8 protein-coding genes and 2 pseudogenes are annotated in these 18,060 nt (G+C 72.0%); 2 read left to right on the top strand and 8 right to left on the bottom strand.

Annotated elements, in window-relative coordinates; genetic code table 11:
- Positions 1-75: 75 nt before the first annotated feature.
- Together QIS99_RS24700 and mca are read right to left on the bottom strand one after the other, a co-directional pair.
- Complete coding sequence (locus QIS99_RS24700; protein ID WP_282515834.1) at positions 76-393, bottom strand: hypothetical protein; 318 nt, start codon at positions 391-393, stop codon at positions 76-78.
- Positions 386-1,267, bottom strand: a complete 882-nt coding sequence (gene mca / locus QIS99_RS24695; protein ID WP_282515833.1) for a mycothiol conjugate amidase Mca — start codon at positions 1,265-1,267, stop codon at positions 386-388. The genes QIS99_RS24700 and mca overlap by 8 nt, the downstream gene beginning before the upstream one ends.
- A gap of 143 nt (positions 1,268-1,410) precedes the next feature.
- Between mca and QIS99_RS24690 the strand changes: the two genes are divergently transcribed.
- Both QIS99_RS24690 and greA read left to right on the top strand, forming a co-directional pair.
- A complete protein-coding gene (locus tag QIS99_RS24690; RefSeq protein ID WP_282515832.1) occupies positions 1,411-1,815 on the top strand; it encodes a DUF4307 domain-containing protein in 405 nt (134 codons plus the stop codon).
- A 176-nt stretch (positions 1,816-1,991) separates the two neighbouring features.
- Positions 1,992-2,489, top strand: a complete 498-nt coding sequence (gene greA, locus QIS99_RS24685; RefSeq protein WP_282515831.1) for a transcription elongation factor GreA — start codon at positions 1,992-1,994, stop codon at positions 2,487-2,489.
- Positions 2,490-2,572: 83 nt separating this feature from the next.
- Here the strand turns inward: greA and QIS99_RS24680 are convergent, their stop codons facing one another.
- From QIS99_RS24680 to QIS99_RS24655, 6 genes and pseudogenes are all read right to left on the bottom strand, one after another.
- A complete protein-coding gene (locus tag QIS99_RS24680) occupies positions 2,573-5,797 on the bottom strand; it encodes a tetratricopeptide repeat protein (RefSeq protein WP_282515830.1) in 3,225 nt (1,074 codons plus the stop codon).
- Between the two features lie 200 nt (positions 5,798-5,997).
- Positions 5,998-8,046: pseudogene (locus QIS99_RS24675) on the bottom strand (thioredoxin domain-containing protein).
- Between the two features lie 242 nt (positions 8,047-8,288).
- A pseudogene (gene proB / locus QIS99_RS24670) lies at positions 8,289-9,400 on the bottom strand (glutamate 5-kinase).
- A 183-nt stretch (positions 9,401-9,583) separates the two neighbouring features.
- Complete coding sequence (locus tag QIS99_RS24665; RefSeq protein WP_282515829.1) at positions 9,584-9,916, bottom strand: hypothetical protein; 333 nt, start codon at positions 9,914-9,916, stop codon at positions 9,584-9,586.
- A 1-nt stretch (position 9,917) separates the two neighbouring features.
- On the bottom strand, positions 9,918-10,694 hold the full coding sequence (locus tag QIS99_RS24660; RefSeq protein WP_282515828.1) for a thioesterase II family protein: 777 nt from the start codon (positions 10,692-10,694) through the stop codon (positions 9,918-9,920).
- A complete protein-coding gene (locus QIS99_RS24655; RefSeq protein ID WP_282515827.1) occupies positions 10,691-18,022 on the bottom strand; it encodes a polyketide synthase in 7,332 nt (2,443 codons plus the stop codon). Before QIS99_RS24655 ends, QIS99_RS24660 begins: the two co-directional genes overlap by 4 nt.
- Positions 18,023-18,060: the final 38 nt, after the last annotated feature.

Here is an 18,060-nt window from a genome sequence, read left to right as displayed (position 1 = left end):
ACGACCCGGGCACACCCCGGGTGCGACAACAGGCCCCGGCGCAACCCGCGCACCGGGGCCCTCGTCGAACGCCTACTACTTCGTGCCGCCCTCGGACCCCGAACCGGACCCCGAACCGGACCCCGAACCGGACCCCGAACCGGACCCCGACCCCGACCCGGACTTCGCCCCCGCAGGGGCGGCGCCCTCCGGGGCCGGGGACTCCTCGAAGTTCACGCGGCCCATGTGCCGGTTCATCGACTTCATCAGCATCCACACGCCCACGGCGAGAGCCGCGAACACGATGAAGCCGAGAACACCGGGGGTGACCTTGTCCTCGTCCAGCTCCTTGGCCAGCGGAACGAGGTGCGTCATGGCCAGATTGGCTGCTGCGCTTGCGCTCATGTCAGGCATTGTCCCGGATGCCCGCGAAGAGGTCGTCCTCGGGGAGGGAAGTATCGACGAGCGACTTCGCCAGCTCGTACTCCTCCGTCGGCCAGACCTCCTTCTGGATCTCCATCGGGACCCGGAACCAGCCGCCGTCCGGGTCGATCTGCGTGGCGTGCGCGATCAGCGCCTTGTCCCGGATCTCGAAGAAGTCTGCGCACGGCACATGCGTGGTCAGCGTGCGCTCCACCCGCTCGAACTCGTCCCAGCGCTTCAGCCAGTCCCCGTACGGCGACTCCAGACCGCGGGACAGCAACGCCTCGTGCAGCGCCTCCGTGCGCGGGCGGTTGAAGCCCTGGTTGTAGTACAGCTTCTGCGGCTCGAAGACCGGCCCGAACTCGGACTCCGGGAACGTCTCCGCGTCCGCCGCGCCCTCGAACGCCACCATCGAGATCTTGTGCGTCATGATGTGATCGGGGTGCGGATAGCCGCCGTTCTCGTCGTACGTGGTGATCACCTGCGGGCGGAACGAGCGGATCTGCCGCACCAGCTCCCCCGCCGCCTTCTCCACGTCCTCCAGGGCGAAGCAGCCCTCCGGCAGCGGCGGCAGCGGGTCGCCCTCCGGCAGCCCGGAGTCGACGAAGCCCAGCCACTCCTGCTTGACGCCGAGGATCTCGCGCGCCTCGTCCATCTCCTTGCGGCGGACCTCGTGGATGTTCTCCTCGATGAATTGGTCGCCCTGGAGCTTCGGGTTGAGGATGGAGCCCCGCTCGCCGCCCGTGCAGGTCACCACGAGCACGTCCACCCCCTCGGACACGTACTTGGCCATGGTGGCCGCGCCCTTGCTCGACTCGTCGTCGGGGTGCGCGTGAACCGCCATCAGTCGCAGCTGCTCAGTCAAGACTCGATCCTCATGTGTACGGCGCCCTCGGTCAGGGGGCGGCCCTCGGTCTTCGGGTGCATCGGGGGGCTTCTATAGTGACCGAAGACAGGGCCCGATAATTCCCGGACCCCCGACCCGACGCCATTCTGAGAGGTCGATCCATGAGCGCGGTCCGCGAACAGCTCCCCGAGGGCCGGTACGGCCGCTCCGCGGACGACCGCGCCGACCGCAAGCTGAAGGCCGTGGGCTCGGTGCTCGGCGTCCTGCTGCTCGGCACCATCGGCTGGATCGGCTACGACTACGTCTCCGGCAAGAGCGCCTTCGGCGGCGAGCTCATCAAGTTCAAGGTGACCTCCGCGCAGTCCGTCGACGTCCACGTGGAGATCCGCAAGAGCGCCGACGTCTCCGGTACGTGCACGCTGCGCGCCCTCGCCGAGTCCGGCGCCGAGGTCGGCCGCAAGGACATCGCCTTCGAGCAGCGCGAGGACGTCGTCAACGAGGTCGTCACGCTGCGGACCACCGAGCGCGCCACGGCCGCCGAGCTGGTCTTCTGCGACGCCCGCTGAGACCTGCTGCGACCTGGTACGACCTGGTACGACAGGTTCCCTGCGGTTTCCGCGCGGACAACGTCCTCCCCCTTTTGCCCCCGAATTGTTAGGCTCGTGGTTTCGCCCACCCGTGAGGGAACATCCTTCTGGGTAGGGCGATGCTTTGTATTCCCAGTACCGACGAGGAGCACCCTGTGACCCAGACCAGCGACAACGTCACCTGGCTGACCCAGGAGGCGTACAACCAGCTCAAGGCCGAGCTGGAGTATCTGTCTGGTCCCGCGCGCACCGAGATCGCCGCCAAGATCGCGGAGGCCCGCGAGGAGGGCGACCTGCGGGAGAACGGCGGGTATCACGCAGCCAAGGAAGAGCAGGGCAAGCAGGAGCTCCGCGTGCGCCAGCTCACCCAGATGCTGGAGAACGCCAAGGTCGGCGAGGCCCCGGCCGACGACGGCGTGGTGGAGCCCGGCATGGTCGTGACGATCGCCTTCGACGGCGACGAGGACGACACCCTGACCTTCCTGCTCGCCTCCCGCGAGTACGCCTCGGAGGGCACCACCACGTACTCGCCGCAGTCACCCCTCGGCCAGGGCGTGAGCGGGAAGAAGGTCGGCGAGGAGGCCGAGTACGAGCTTCCCAACGGGAAGATGGCGATGGTGAAGATTCTGGAGGCGAAGCCCTACCAGGGCTGAGCCGACCGCTTCCTGTGCCCCGGCACCGGGTTTCTGACCCATGGCCGGGGCACAGCCGTGTCACGCGACCTTCGGCACGCCCATCACCTCGCGACCTCCGGCACGCCCATCACCTCGCGCGCCTGCCGGTTCGGCACCATGCCCAGGCGCCAGGCCTGCCAGCCCGCTTCGAGTTCAACGCCCCGGTCGAGGATCAGGGCGTACGCGGGCAGGTAGCCCTGCAGCTGCGGGTCGCGGGGCGGGTGGCCCGCGCGGGTGAGCCGGGCCAGTTCCTCGGCGGCGACCGCCGTGCCGATCTCCGAGCCGCCCGGCGACGCATACGGCAGCAGGGTGCAGCGCAGGAAGCGGGCCCAGTCCTCGCCCCGCCGGTCCCCGTACGAGACGAACAGGGCCGCCGCCTCGTCGCACAGCGCGAGCGCCTGCGGGGAGCGGGCGTTGCCCGCGTCGACGACGGCCAGCTCCAGGCACGTCCAGGCCTCCCCGTGCGCGACGCCGATCCGCTGGAAGTCCGTGCGGGCGTCGACCAGGAGCTGCCGGGCGAAGCCGGAGTTGCGCAGCGAACCGGTCTGGGCGGCCCGCTGGTCGCGGGTGACGCGGGCCGAGTGGTGGCGGGCGCAGGCCAGGCCGTACACGTCGCGCATCCGGGAGAACATCGTGCGCGCCCGCTCCAGTTCGCGGACCGCCTCGGTGAGGTCGCCGGTCTCCTCCAGGGCCTGGCCCAGGTAGTACAGCGACCAGGCCTCGCCGCGCGCGTCCTCGTTGTCCCGGTGCCGGGCGACCGCCCCGCGCAGCGCCTCCACCGCCGCCGTCGGATCGCCGTCGACGAGGCGGGCGCGGGCCTGCTGGGTCAGCGCCCAGGCCTCGCCGCGTGCGTCCCGGGTCTGCCCGTACAGCTCAAGGGCGGTGGCCAGCTCCTCGTCCGCGCGCGGTACGTCCCCGAGGCGCAGACGGGCCTGGCCGAACTGGAAGTGGGCCCAGGCCTGGCCGTGCACGGACCCGCTCTCCCGGTGCAGGGCCAGGGCGGTGGTGAGCTGGTCCAGGGCCTGGGCGACGTGCCCCCGGTCGCGTTCGACGGCCGCGAGGGCGTGCAGCGTCCAGGCGCGGTCGCCCGCCAGCTGCTCGGCCTGCTGCAGGTCCAGGGCCTCGCGCAGCTTGGCCGCCGCGTCCGTGAGCCGGCCCTGGTGGTGCAGGGTGATGCCGAGCGAGCCGAGGGCGCGGGCGGCACCGGCCTCGTGGTGCGCCTCGAAGTACAGGTCGACCACCGAGGACAGCGTCGTACGGGCCTGGTCGAGCTCGCCGAGCTGGCGGGCCGCGATGCCCGTGCGCCACTGCACGGAGCGGCCGAGCAGGCCCTGCGCCCGTGCTTGACGGTCTTGGCTCAACTCGCTGATCTCGCCCAGGCGGTAGAGGTCGCCGCGCAGCAGGCAGTAGTCGCAGAGCGCGCCGAGGAGGTTCAGTACGGCCTGCTCGTCGACGCCCTCCGTGTGCCGCAGGGCCGCCGTGATGAAGCTCGACTCGTCGTCCAGCCAGCGCAGCGCCGCGTCCAGGGACGTGAAGCCGTGCGGGCCGACCGCGCTCGCGTGGAAGGCGGTGCCGGCGCGCGTCGACGTCTTGCCGTCGACCAGGCGGATCACCGAGTCGGCCAGCTCTGCGTAGTTGGCGATCAGGCGCTCCTGCGCGGCGGTGCGCTCGGCCGGGTCCTCCTCGTCCCGCAGCCGGGCGGCGGCGAAGGCGCGGACCAGGTCGTGCAGGCGGTAGCGGCTGCCGCGTACGTGGTCGACGAGGCCCGCGCGGGCCAGGGCCGCCAACTCCCGTTCGGCCGCACGCTCGTCGGTGTCGAGGAGTGCGCCCGCCGCCGCGGCGCCCAGCGAAGCCCGGCCCGCCAGTGCGAGACGCCGCAGCAGCCGCCGCGCCGGGTCGCTCAGGCCGGCGTGGCGCAGCCACAGGGCCCGCTCCACGGGTTTCTCCGTGCCGTACGCCGCCAGCTCCGCGGCCAGTTCCCGGGCGGTGCGCGGGCCGAGCGCGGAACCGGCGATGCGCAGCGCGAGCGGCAGGCCCCCGCACAACTCCCGTACGTCTTCGGCCGCTTGCGCGTCGTACGGGCCCGACGCGTCCTCGGCCACCGCGCGCAGCAGGTCCTCGGCGCCCGCTGCCTGCAGTGCCTCGACGGGCAGCTGGTGCACCCAGGCCGGCAGGTCGTCCGGCAGGTCGAGCGGGGCGCGGGCGGTGACCAGGACCAGGCTGTCGGAGCGGTCGGGGACGAGGGTGCGGACCTGTTCGGGGTCGCTCGCGTCGTCCAGGATCACCGTGACCGGCAGGCCCGTCAGATGCTGGTGGTACAGCTCGGTCAGCCGCTTCCCCTGCTGGTCCTGCGAGGACCGCTCCCGGAACAGCAGCTGCTCGCGCGGGGCGCCGAGCCGGTTGAGGAGGTGCAGGAGCGCGTCCCGCGTCGTACGGGGCTGCTCGGTGGCGCTGTCGCCGCGCAGGTCCACCAGGCAGGCGCCGCGGAACTGGTCGCGCAGCGCGTGCGCCGCGTGCACCGCGAGCGTGGATCGGCCCGAGCCGGGCGCGCCGTGCAGCACGACGACCGTCGGCCGGGTCTCGGTCGAGGCGCGGGCCGCGTGCACCCACTGGCCGATCCGCGCGAGCTCCTGCCGCCGCCCCGCGAACGGGCCGTCCGGCTCGGGGAGTTGGGCGAACGACCGCTCAAGGACGCTCCGCCGCCGGGCCGCCGCGCTCTTGTCGGTACGCCGCAACGGCACCGGCTTCTTCGTCCCCGTACCGGTGTTTGCGGCTACGACGCGCTGCTGGTCCAAGTACGGCCGGATGCCGCGCACTTCGAGTGCCGTCAGCCACTGCAGCCGCATCTGCTCGGGCCCGCCCGGCCGGGCGAGGGCGCCCGCGCGGCGGTGCGCGGCGGGCGCGTGCGCGGCGGTGACCTTGCCGACCGTGGCGGCGGCGCCCGCGACCGCGACGACCGCGCCGGCGCCGAGCGCGGTGCCCGTGTCGGTGCCGAAGGCCAGGTCGGCGAGGGCGGCGGCGACGGCGGCAACCGCCGTGACCAGGGCGGGAGTTGCGCCCTCACGGCCGAGGCGCTGCCCGAACGACTGGCGTCCGGCGTCGGCCTCGTCGAGCGCCCGCGCGTACGCGGCGTACTCCTCCGCCGCCGACTCGGCCATCCCGTCCAGGGCGCCGCGGGCCCGGCCCAGCAGTACGTTCCCGTCCGCGCGGCCCCCGGAGCGGCGTACCTCTTCCTCCACGGCCCGGGCCAGCAGCCGCTCGGCCTCGCTCCGATGGCTCTCGCGCATGTCGCGTCCCCCTCCGCGTCGGCCCGCGGTGCGGGCTTTCCCGATCACCGTACGGGCTGAGTTTTCCCCTGCCCGCCCCTTCCCGGAAGTCCTCGCCTCCTCGTCGGGGAGGGAAGGGAAGGGAAGGGAAAGGGAGGGAAGGAAAAGGAGGGAAGGGAAGGGGAGGGGCGGGGCGGGGAGGGGCGGGCAGGGGAGAGGACCTACGCCCGCCCCAACCGCTCCCGCAGCGCCTCAACCCCCGAAACCGGCACGTCACACGTGAAGTTGCGACACACATACGCCGCGGCCCGCCCCCCGACCAGCGGCCGGCCGGCCAGCAGCGGCAGCTCGCCGGAGTCGGGCTCGCCCACCGCCACCACCGCACCCGGCGCCGTGGCGAGCAGCGCCGCCCGGTGCAGCTCGCGCCGCGACGGGTCGTCCGCCGCGCCGACCACCGCGAGTTCGCGCGGCCCGTCGAGCAGCGCCTCCGCGACCGCGAGGCCGTGCCCGATGAAGCGCGGGACGCGCGGGCCGAGGGCCGTGACGACGCCCAACGCCCGCTCGGCGGCGCTGCGATGCGGCTCGGAGCCGGTCTGCGCAGCGTACGAGAGCAGTGCTCCGGCGGCCGCCGTCCAGCCGGACGGGGTGGCGTTGTCGGTCGGGTCCTGCGGGCGCCGGATCAGCGTCTCCGCGTCGTGGGCGGTGTCGTACAGCGCGCCGTTCTCGCCCACGAACCCGATGAGCACGTGGTCGAGCAGGAATCCGGCGAACTCCAGCCACACCCCCTCCCCGGTGACGGAGGCGAGCGCGAGGAAGCCCTCGGCGACGTCGGCGTAGTCCTCAAGCACCCCCGCGTGCGGACCCGTACGGCCGTCCATCGACGTGCGCGCCAGGCGCGCGTCCGGGCCCATGTGCAGCCGTACGAGGAGATCGGCGGCGCAGATCGCCGCGTCCACCAGGTCGGGCCGGTCGAAGTACGCGCCCACCTCGGCGAGCGCCGCGATCGTCAGGCCGTTCCAGGCGGCGACCACCTTGTCGTCGCGGCCGGGGCGCGGCCGCTCCTCGCGGGCGGCGAGCAGCCGGTCGCGGACGGAGGCGAGCCGCTCCGAGTCCGACAGGGCGTCCCCCTGCGGGAGCTGGAGGACGGACGCGCCGGCCTCGAAGGTGCCCTCGTCGGTCACGCCGTAGTGCACGGCGGCCAGTCCGGCGTCCGCCTCGCCGAGTACGTCGCGCAGCTGTGCGGGCGTCCATACGTAGTAGGCGCCCTCGAAGTGCTTCCCGCTGCCGTCGTCGCTGTCGGCGTCGAGCGCGGAGGCGAACCCGCCCTCGTTCGTGCGGAGTTCGCGCACCATGAAGTCGGCGGTCTCCAGTGCGACGCGCCTGGCGAGCTCGCTGCCGGTGGCCCGCCAGAGGTGCGCGTACGCGCGGGACAGCAGGGCGTTGTCGTAGAGCATCTTCTCGAAGTGGGGTACAACCCACGCGCGGTCCACGGAGTAGCGGGCGAAGCCGCCGCCCAGCTGGTCGTAGATCCCGCCGCGGGCCATCCGCTCGCAGGTGTCGGCGGCCATCTGCAACGCGCCGTCGGACCCGGTGCGGGCGTGGTGCCGGAGCAGGAATTCCACGGCCATCGCGGCCGGGAACTTCGGCGCGCCGCCGAACCCGCCGTGCGTGGCGTCGTACTCCCGGGTGAGCCCGAGCAAGGCCTGGCCGAGCGGCTCCTCGCCGGGCAACTGCGTGTCCCCGTACGGGAGTTCACGCCCCGCGAGGTCCCGCACGATCTTGCCCGCGACCTCGGCGACCTCCTCCCGGCGCCCCGTCCACGCCTCGCTGACGCCCTGCAGGACCTGCCGGAAGGAGGGCATGCCGTGGCGAGCCTCGGGCGGGAAGTAGGTGCCGAAGTAGAAGGGTTCGGCGTCCGGGGTGAGGAAGACGGTCATGGGCCAGCCGCCCTGGCCGGTCGCGGCCTGCACGGCCTCCATGTAGACGGCATCGACGTCGGGCCGCTCCTCGCGGTCGACCTTGACGCTGACGAAGTGCTCGTTGAGGTAGGCGGCGGTCGCCTCGTCCTCGAAGGACTCGTGTGCCATGACGTGGCACCAGTAAATTAGCAGAAGCTATAAGTGGCAGGACGAATAGCCCACACTCAAGAGGATGGGTACGTCCCGCCGCTTAGCTTCCGTCATCGCCTCCTCTCCCCATGGCCACCAATCCACTGGATTGGAGGCGTGCTGGAGTAGGTAGGGCGACTGCTCGTTAGCCAGTCGATTCATACCGGCATCGTCGCACGACCAGGACCGTCCAGCCCACCTTGCGCGGTCGGGGCCCGGGAGTAAGAAGCTGCACACGGCACGCACCAAGAGGCGGCTGGCTCCACCACGACCGATTAGACGGGCCCAAGCGACCTTTCTCTGAGAAACCAGCCAGCCGGTCTCGCTCCCTTGGAGAACCCTCACGCCTCCATCCGGACTCCCTGCTACGTTGCAGCATCGGTCGGCATGAACTGGTGGACGCACTACACCGGTGCAGGAAGGACGACGAGGTCGTCCCGGTGGACGACCTCCCGTTCGTACGCCGGACCCAGATCCTTGGCGAGCTCGCGGGTGGAGCGGCCGATGAGCTGGGGGATCTCCTTGGCGTCGAAGTTGACCAGGCCGCGGGCGACGGCCCGGCCCTCGGCGTCCCGCAGCTCGACCGGGTCGCCCGCGCTGAACTCGCCCTCGACGGCCTGGATCCCGGCGGGCAGCAGCGACGTACGCCGCTCGGTGACCGCGCGCACCGCACCGTCGTCCAGGGTGAGCGCGCCCTGCGGGGTCGAGGCGTGCTGCAGCCAGAGCAGGCGGTCGGCGGAGCGGCGGCCGGTGCTGTGGAAGTGGGTGCCGGTGGCGCGCCCGGCGAGTGCGTCGGCGGCGTGCACGGCGGAGGTGAGGACGACGGGGGTGCCGGCGGCGGCCGCGATCCGGGCCGCCTCGACCTTGGTGACCATGCCGCCGGTGCCGACGCCCGCCTTGCCCGCGCTGCCGATCTGGACGTGCGCGATGTCGTCCGGGCCGCGCACCTCCGCTATCCGCGAGCTCTCGGGCTTGGCCGGGTCCCCGTCGTACAGGCCGTCCACGTCGGACAGCAGGACGAGCAGGTCCGCGCGGACCAGGTGGGCGACGAGGGCGGCGAGGCGGTCGTTGTCGCCGAAGCGGATCTCGTCCGTCGCCACCGTGTCGTTCTCGTTGACGACGGGCAGCGCGCCCATGGCGAGGAGCTGGTCGAGGGTGCGCGAGGCGTTGCGGTGGTGGGCGCGGCGGGCCATGTCGTCGCTGGTGAGCAGGACCTGGCCGACGCGTACGCCGTACCGCGCGAACGAGGCGGTGTAGCGGGCGACGAGCAGGCCCTGGCCGACGCTGGCCGCGGCCTGCTGGCGGGCGAGGTCGCGCGGTCGGCGGCGCAGGCCGAGCGGGGCGAGCCCGGCGGCGATGGCGCCTGAGGAGACCAGGACGATCTCCTTCTCACCGCCGCTACGCGCTTTCGCTAACCCATCCACCAGCGCGTCCACCCGATCCGCGTCCAGACCCCCGACATGGTGGTGAGCGACGACGAACCGACCTTCACAACGACGCGGCGGGCTGCCGCGATAGTCCGCGATGCCTCTGACACTTAAGACCGTGTCCTACATGGTCTAACTGGACTTTGACCACAAGCAGTTATCCACCTGCTTGCCCCCTGCGGTGCCGGCGTGCTGGCGTCGGCGGTGCTGCGTGGGCGGTGCTGCGTGGGCGTGCCGGGCCGCCCACCATGGCGCGTGCGCGGGCCGGGCGTTTAGACGACGTCCCAGTGTGTCGGCTTCGCATGGACCGGGCCTGCCTCAGGAGAGGTGACGGGCCCTGATAGGCCACCCTCTCCGGACTCGGCCAGAGCCTTCGCCAGCAGGTCCGGGTCGGGTGGGCCGCCGGTGGTGACGGTGATGTGCTCCCCGGACGTTTCGAGGGATACGTGCAGCACGTTGTCGACCTCGCCGATAGCGGCCACCAGTTCTTCCTGGGCGTCGTGTGCTGCGGCAGGGATGACGTACGTGGTGGTGTGGCAGTCGGCCACCGCGGACGAATCGGTGACGTACGTCTCGCCGCGCGGGCCGCAGGAGCAGGATCCCATCTCACGTCACCTGCCCTATGCGCTGTGGCCTCCGTGTGGGTGGGCCGAGCACCTCGGTCAGCACGCCACCCACCTCGTCCAGCTGTCCGGTCCGGTAGAAGTGCCCGCCGGGAAGCGTCCGCAGCGCGAACGGACCGCTGGTACTGGAGCGCCAGGCTGTGGCCCCCGCGGTGGTCACGCGTGGGTCCTCGGCTCCCTTCACGGCCACCACCGGGCAGCGCAGGAGCGGGCCGGACGGACCGCGGTAGGTGCGGACCGCGTGGAAGTCCGCCCGCAGGGCCGGCAGCGCGAGCTGGAGCAGGTCGCGGTCGTCGAGCAGCTCGTCGCTCACTCCGCCCAACGCCCGTACCTCCTCGATCAGTTCGGCTTCTTCGAGCCGCCGCTCACCGTCAGCTCCCGCTTCAGGGCGGACACCGGGGCCCACCCGGCCGGAGACGGCCAGCACCTCGACCGTGCCCCCGCCGTGCTCGATCCTTCTGGCAACTTCGTAAGCGACCAGCGCCCCCATGCTGTGCCCGAAGAGCGCCAGTGGTGTTGCCGTCTGGTCCGGCGCGAGCGCGGCGTGGACGGCGTCGGCGAGGGCTCCGATGCTCTCGAGACAGGGTTCGGCGAAGCGGTCCTGCCGCCCTGGGTATTGGACGGCCAGCACTTCCGCGCCGCCGGGACGCAGCGCTGATAGTCCGCGGTACGCGCTGGCCGCGCCTCCCGCGTGGGGGAAGCACAGCAGTCGGACGGGGGGGTCTGGATCGGGGGCGAAGCGGCGGAACCAGGGCATCATGGCGTGCTGCTCTCCTTCGTGGCCGTCAGGACGTCCAGCAGGTGCTCGGTCAGGGAGCCGGCCGTGGGGTGGTCGAAGACCGCGGTCCGGTGCAGCTTGCACCCCAGCGACTTCTGGAGCTTGCGGGACAGCGAGATGGAGGTGAGGGAGTCGAGCCCGCACTCGAAGAGGTTCGCGTCGTCCGTCAGGCCGTCGACGGCACCCAAGACCTGCCCGACCTCCTCCCAGACTCGGGCGGCGAGGAGTTCCTTGCGCCGCTCGGCAGGGGCCCGGTCGAACTCCTCTCGGAAGGAGTCCCCGGCCGGCAGGGTCTCCGGTGCCGGGGCGCCGGGCATGGCGGTCAGGAAGTTCCGCAGCACCGGGTTGTTGCGCTGGGTGAAGCGGCTCCAGTCGGCGGGGAGGATCGCAACCGAGCTCTCCGTCGGGCAGGCGGTCAGGAACGCGGCCAGCGCGTCCAGGCCGCAGTCTTTCGGTATGACTCCTTCGCCCTCGGCCTCCAGGCGGGCGTTCACCCCGGCACGGGCGCTCATGCCCACCTCCGCCCAGGAGCCCCACTGCAGGGAGACGGCGGGCAGGCCGAGGCCGCGCCGGTGGGCGGCGAGCCCGTCGAGGTAGGCATTGGCCGCTGCGTAGCTCGCTTGCCCGGGGGTGCCAAGGAGAGCCGAGACCGAGGAGAACAGCACGAAGAAGTCCAGCTCGAGGTCCCGGGTCAGCAGGTGCAGGTTCCAGGCACCGGACGCCTTGGGAGCCGTCACGCCAGCGAACCTGCCAGGCGACTGCATCAGCAGCGGTCCGTCGTCGAGGGTGCCTGCCAGGTGCAGAACCCCGGCCAGGGGCGGCAGGAGCGGGTCCTCGCCCAGGCGCTTGAAGAGTGCCGAGAGCGCCTGGTGGTCGGCGACGTCGACCACGGCGGTCTCGACCGTGCAGCCGGCGGAACGGAGTTCACCGATGGCGGCCTGGGCCGCGGGGGTCGGCTCCGACCGCCCTGCGAGCACGATGTGCCGTGCTCCGCACCGGTTGAGCAGCTCGGCGGTCTCCAGTCCGATACCGCCCAGGCCACCTGTGACCAGGTACGTCGCGTCCGCGCGGACAGCGGTGGCCACGGCGTGGTCGCCGTCCGGCGGCTGCGGCACCGCCGTACGGGCGAGCGCGGCGGTGTAGCGCAGTCCGGCCTCGAAGCCGACCTGGCGCAGAGCGGCGTCCTGTCCGGCAGCCAGGAACGAGACCAGCTCGCCGTGGATCAGGGTGGCGACGTCGGCGGCAGCGGTCTGGGGGGCGAAGTCGAGCTGCACGACCCGCAGTTCGGGGTGTTCCGTGGCCGCGACCCGGCCCAGGCCCCACAGCGCCGCCCGGTCCGGGTGGTGCACGGGACGGCTTGCGACGGGCTGCGCCCCGTGGGTGACGAGACACAACGCGGGAACCGGAGGCTCCATCGCGGCGAGCGACTGGATCATCTGGAGGAACCGCTGTCCCTCGGCGACCGCCCGGCTCGCCACCGGTGCGGCTGCGCCGTCGTCCCCGGTGTCGACCACCACCACGTCGAATCCGGTGTACGGATCGGTCTGGCCGTCGTCCGGCGCGGCGCTGTAGGGCCTGATCTCGCAAGTGGCCCCCCGGTCCGCCGCGTAGTCCGCCACGGCGCGGGCTCGCCCGGGTTCGTCAGCGAGGATCAGCCACCTCCCGGCCCGCTCCGGTGCCGCGGCGGTCGGCTCCGGAAGGCTCGCCGGGTCCCAGCCGGTGCGGTAGAGCCACGTGTGCCATGCCTGGGGCGCACCGGCGAGCATGGCCGCGCGGTCGGCGCGCTTGAGCACGACTCCCGTCATGGACAGGATCCGCGTTCCGTCGGGCGCGAACAGGTCGAGGTCGGCCCGCAGGACCTCGGGCCGCTCACCCTCGAAGGGGCGCAGGCGTGCGTGGCACCACGCCTCGCTGCCGGCGTCCCTTTCGAGTCTGATCAGGTCGACGCCGAGCGGTACGTAGGTGCTGAGCCCGATCTCCTCGGTGTAGGTCGTGGTCAGGGCGAGGAAACACGCCTCCAGGAGGACGGGGTGCACGCCGCGGTCCTCGTTGCGCGGCAGTGTCCGGCCGAGGGAAATCCGGGACAGCGCCTGTCGCCCGTCACGCCACAGGCCGGTCGTGACCCGGAAGCTCTCACCCAGATCGATCTGCCGTTCGTGATCGCGGATGTAGATCTCATCGGGGGACATCGCGTTGCCGGTGAACTGGGCTCGTAGCGCGGAGAGCAGGGCGGGCTCGTGCACCACCGTGGCAGCAGGTGCCGTCAGCAGGCCGCTGGCGTGCAGCTCCCAGGGGACGGAGGCGGCGCCCGCCCGGCGCGCGTCGGGGTCGTGGGGCCGGGAGTGGACCTCGAAGGGCACCGAGCCCTGCTCGTTGGTCTTGAGGACGACCTGGAGCTGCCGGACGAACTGGTCGTCCGGGAACACCATGGCCTGGTGGATGTAGAAGTCGCGCAGCTCGACGGGCCCGGGGCCGGACACCTCGGCCGCCGCCGCGAACGCGAGGGCCTGGTAGGCGACCGCGGGCATCACCACGGACTGGAACACCCGGTGTTCCTTGAGCCAGGGCACGGCGTCCACGCCCAGCACGGAGTGGAAGCGGACGCCGTCGTCGTCCGTGAGGTCGAGCCGCTCTCCGAGCATGCTCGCCGCGGGGTGACCGGACCGCACGGCGCTTGCCGGACGTGCTGCCACAGCAGGTGCGTCGATCCAGTACCGCTCGCGCTGCCAGGGGTAGGTCGGCACGGCGACCCGGGCCGGGGCGGCGCCCTGCCCGTACGCGTCCGCGAAGTGCGCTGTCCAGTCGACCGGGACTCCGACCAGCCACAAGTCGCGGGCTGCATCGAGGAGTTGCTCCCAGGGGCGGTCCTGACGCAGGCTCGGCACCACCGGCCGCTGCTGCTCGGCAGCCTCGGGCATCTCCTCGACGAGTTGCAGCAGCGTGGGCTTCGGGGCGACCTCGAGCAGCACGTCGACGGCGGACCCGGCTAGCTCCCGCACGGCCTCGTGGAAGCGCACGGGCCGCAGGATCTGGTCGACCCAGTAGCTCCAGTGCGCGATCTCCTGACCGATGGCACGGCCCGTCACGCTCGACACCAGGTTGAGGCGTGGCGGGGAGTACGTCACCTTCCTGGCCACTTCCGCGAAAGCGTCGGCCACGGGCCGCATCAGCGGTGAGTGCGAGGCGATCGAGATGTCGAGTTTCCGGTACCGGACGTCGCGGGCGTCGAGTTCCGCGCAGGTGCGCTCGATCTCGTCGCTCCGGCCGGAGATCACTGTGGAGTCCGGGCCGTTGACGGCGGCGACGGAGCAGTGGGGGGACAGGAGGGCGGCCACGTCCGACTCCCCGGCACTGACGGCGACCATCTGCCCGGCCTCGGACAAGTCCTGCATCAGCCGGCCGCGCGCGTGCACGAGTTTCATGGCGTCCTCGACTGAGAACACGCCTGCCGTGCAGGCCGCGGCGTACTCACCGTGGCTGTGCCCGAGCAGTGCGGCGGGCACCACGCCCCAGGACTGCCACAGTTCAGCCAGGGCGTACTCGAAGGCGAACAGAGCCGGCTGAGCCCAGGGGGTCTCGCCAATGGGTGACCGCTCTTCCGGGGCGGGGAAGAGGACGGGCAGCAGCGACTTTCCGTGCTGTTGCTGCAGCCAGGCGTCGCAGCGGTCGATGGCCGCGCGGAATACCGGGAACCGGTCGTAGAGTTCCCTGCCCATGCCCGGGAACTGGGGGCCCTGGCCGGGGAAGAGGAAAGCCGCCCGACCGGCACCGCTGCTGCCCGGCCGGCTGGCTGGGGCCTCGCGCAGAGCTGCCACGGCCTCGGCCGGTGTCGCGGCGGTGACAGCCCGCCGTGACGAAAGGCCGGCCCTTCCGGTCGCGGCCGTGAAGCAAATGTCGGCGAAGGCGGCGTCCGTGGCGCTGCTGAGCAGGGTGGCGTAGCGCTCGGTCAGTTCGTCCAGGGCCTTGTCGGTACGTGCGCTCAGGGTGAGCACCGTCGCCTGTCCAGGCAGGTCCCGGGCCGGGCGCTGCGGCCCTTGCGCCAGCACGACATGGCAGTTGGTGCCGCCCACGCCCAGCGAGGTGACGCCCGCGATGCGCGGGGCGCCCCCGGTCTCCCACGGCGCCGTTTCGGTCTGCACCCGGAAGGGGGACTGCTCGAAGTCGATCTCGGGGTTGGGCTTGCGGTAGTGCAGGCTCGGTACGAGCGTGCCGCGCTCGATGCAGAGCGCGGCCTTGATCAGGCCTGCGATGCCCGCGGCCTCGTCGAGGTGGCCGACGTTCGTCTTCACCGATCCGAGCGCGCAGTGGGCCCGGCTTGGCTCCGCGCCCTTCGGCCCGTCCGTGGCGTCCTGAGAACCGCCGAACACCTGGGTGAGAGCCGCCACTTCGATGGGGTCGCCCAGGGCGGTACCGGTGCCGTGCGCCTCGATGTAGCCGACGTCCCATGGGTCGACGCCCGCGTTCTCGAGGGCCGCCCGGACGACGTCCGCCTGCCGTGCGACGCTCGGAGCGGTGAAGCTGATCTTCTCGGTTCCGTCGTTGTTGACTGCGGACCCCTTGATCACGGCGATGATCCGGTCCTGGTCCGCGACCGCGTCCGCGAGCCGTTTGAGTACGACGACACCGCAGCCGTTGCTGAACAGGGTGCCGCTGGCGTCCGCGTCGAAGGTGCGGGTGTGCCCGTCGGCGGAGAGGATCATGCCCTCTTCATGGAGGTACCCGGCTTCCTGCGGCACCACGACGTGCACCCCGCCGGCCAGGGCCATCGTGCTGTCACCTGTGAGCAGGCTCCGGCAGGCCAGGTGGACCGCCGTGAGCGAGGTCGAGCAGGCCGTCTGCACGTTGACGCCGGGGCCGGTCAGGTCGAGCGCGTGCGAGGCCCGGGTGACGAGGTAGTTGCCGTCGTTGCCCAGCTTGAGCTGGAACTGCTCCATGTCGGATTCGGTCAGGCCCTTGGCGGTCCCGTAGCCGAAGTGCGGCAGCAGGTTGTTGATCAGGTACGTGCTCATGCCCCCGCCCGCGAACACCCCTGTGTCTCCGGCTCCGGGTGAGCCGGGGCCGTGCCCCGCGTCTTCCAGCGCCTCCCAGGCGCACTCGAGGAACAGCCGGTGCTGAGGGTCGAGTAGTTCCGCCTCCCGCGCGCTGAAGCCGAAGGCACGGGCGTCGAAGCAGTCGATCCCCGGGAGCACCCCTCCGGCGCTGACGTAGCCGGGCTGGTTCGCGAGGTCCCGGTCCCGCTGGCCGACCGCGCCCCCGTCCGCGGACAGCACCGACTCCGTTCCCTGGTGCAGGTTCCGCCAGAAGGTCTCGATGTCGGGCGCGCCGGGGAACCGGCAGGACATGCCGATGATGGCGATGTCCTGGGAGTCGTCGGCACGGGCGCGGCGGGGGGCGCGGGTGCGAGCGGCAGCTGTCCCCGCGGCCGGTGTGGTCTGTTCGGTGCCGGACTCCCGGTCCAGGTAGGCGGCGAACGTACGGACCGTCGGGTACTGCACGAGGTGCACGAGGTCGACCTCCCGGCCGAGCGTGCTGCGCAGGACCTGCCGTACCCGGGTCAGCAGCAGCGATGTGCCGCCGAGCGCGAAGAAGGAGTCGTCGACCGAGATGTCCTCGATGCGCAGCACCTGCCGCCATACCCGGACGAGCAGTTCTTCGGTCGTGCTGCCCGGCGGGACCACCGCCTCGGCACTGAGTCGGCTGAAGGCGGCCGGCGGGGGCAGCTTCAGCCGGTCGGTCTTTCCGCTGGCCGTGAGCGGCATTTCGGCGCACAGGACGTACGCCTCCGGGAGCATCGGGCGAGGCAGCCGGTTGGCGAGCGCCTCGTGCAGGCGCAGCTCCGCGTCCTCCCGCTCCAGTGGGGGTCCGGGCACGACGTGGGCGACAAGGCGCTGGACGCCGTCGTAGTCCCATGCCGTCACCGCAGCGTCCCGGACTCCGGGCTGCTCCAGGAGGACTGCCTCGACCTCGGCGGTCTCGACGCGGACGCCGTGCACCTTGACCTGGGAGTCGATCCGGCCGAGGAGCTCGATGGTGCCGTCCGGGCGGCGGCGCCCCAGGTCACCGGTGCGGTAGAGACGCCCCTGGCCGAAGCGGTTGGGCAGGAACTTCTCCGCGGTCAGGGCGGGTTGGCCGAGGTAGCCGATCGCCACTCCGGCGCCGGTGATGCAGAGCTCCCCCTCGGCTCCGTCGGGGACCTCCTGCAGGTCCTGGTCGACGAGGTGGACGCCGACCCCGTCGATGGGGCGGCCGATGGGGCAGACGGCGGGCCAGTCGTCCGGATCGCCGTCCAGTGTGTGCGTGGTGGCGTCCTGGAACTCCGTCGCGCCGTAGTGGTTGTGCAGCCGTGCACCGGTGCGCCGGAACAGGGTTCGGATCCCCGGGGTGATCCGCAGCGCCTCGCCCGTGGTGACCACGTCGTGCAGACTCAGCTCGCCGCCCGATTCCACGCTCGCGTCGGCCACGTGCTCCAGGAGGGTCACCGGCAGGAACAGGCGCTCGATCCGGGCCTCTTGGAGAAAGCCGGCCAGTGCGTAGGGGTTGCGGCGCAGGTCGTCGTCGGCGATGACCAGAGTGCCGCCGAAGCCGAGGGTCGAGAAGATCTCGTGGAAGGAGAAGTCGAAGCTCACCGCGCAGACCTGCGCGGTGAGCAGCCGGCAGCTTCCCGGCCGGGTCCGATCGTGCCAGCGCAGCAGGTTCAGCAGGGCAGCGTGGGTCATCGGCACGCCCTTGGGCCGCCCGGTGGAACCGGATGTGAAGATCGCATACGCCGGGGAGTCGGGCCCGGGGTGCTGCGTCCCGGTCGACGCGCCGGGGTCCTCGGAGGTGGTCTCGACGCCTTCGGCCGAGGAACCGGCGAGGGTTCGGCAGTCCTCGTCGAGCGCGAGGACCCGAGCTGTGCGGTCGCCGAAGGCCCCGCGCTGTGCCGGACTGTGTGGAGCCGGATGAGCCGGATCGCTGGGCCCGTCCTGAAGGACCGTCGTGATACCGGCCGCGGTGATCACGTGCGCCGTCCGCTCGGCCGGGTCCTCCGGGTCGAGCGGCACGTAGGCGGCCCCGCACTTCATCACACCCAGCATCGCCGCCAGTGCCTGAGGCGACCGCACCATCCGCACGCCGACGAAGTCCCCCTCGCCGATGCCGGACCGGGCCAGTTCCATGGACACCCGCGCCGCCATGGTGGCGAGGTGTTGGTAGGTCACCTGCCGGCCGCGGTGTTCCACGGCGATGTGCTCGGCGTGCTCACCACGGCTGTGCCGCTCGACCAGGGCATGGACGGTTTCCGGAACAGCTCCGGGACGTTCGTCGGGCATGCTTCCTCTTCTTGTCTGGGCGTGTTCGGGGGCGTCCG

Origin of the sequence: Streptomyces solicavernae (assembly GCF_029968095.1) — a bacterium.
Taxonomy (GTDB): Bacteria; Actinomycetota; Actinomycetes; order Streptomycetales; family Streptomycetaceae; genus Streptomyces; species Streptomyces solicavernae.
Note: the sequence above shows the minus strand (reverse complement) of the source record. Positions and strands in the feature narration are given on the sequence as shown.

What these genes read in the sequence shown, in the direction of transcription:
- QIS99_RS24665 (WP_282515829.1), bottom strand. Translation starts at nt 9,916, where the DNA reads ATGGGATCCTGCTCCTGCGGCCCGCGCGGCGAGACGTACGTCACCGAT.
- QIS99_RS24655 (WP_282515827.1), bottom strand. Translation starts at nt 18,022, where the DNA reads ATGCCCGACGAACGTCCCGGAGCTGTTCCGGAAACCGTCCATGCCCTG.
- QIS99_RS24680 (WP_282515830.1), bottom strand. Translation starts at nt 5,797, where the DNA reads ATGCGCGAGAGCCATCGGAGCGAGGCCGAGCGGCTGCTGGCCCGGGCC.
- QIS99_RS24660 (WP_282515828.1), bottom strand. Translation starts at nt 10,694, where the DNA reads ATGATGCCCTGGTTCCGCCGCTTCGCCCCCGATCCAGACCCCCCCGTC.
- QIS99_RS24700 (WP_282515834.1), bottom strand. Translation starts at nt 393, where the DNA reads ATGCCTGACATGAGCGCAAGCGCAGCAGCCAATCTGGCCATGACGCAC.
- QIS99_RS24690 (WP_282515832.1), top strand. Translation starts at nt 1,411, where the DNA reads ATGAGCGCGGTCCGCGAACAGCTCCCCGAGGGCCGGTACGGCCGCTCC.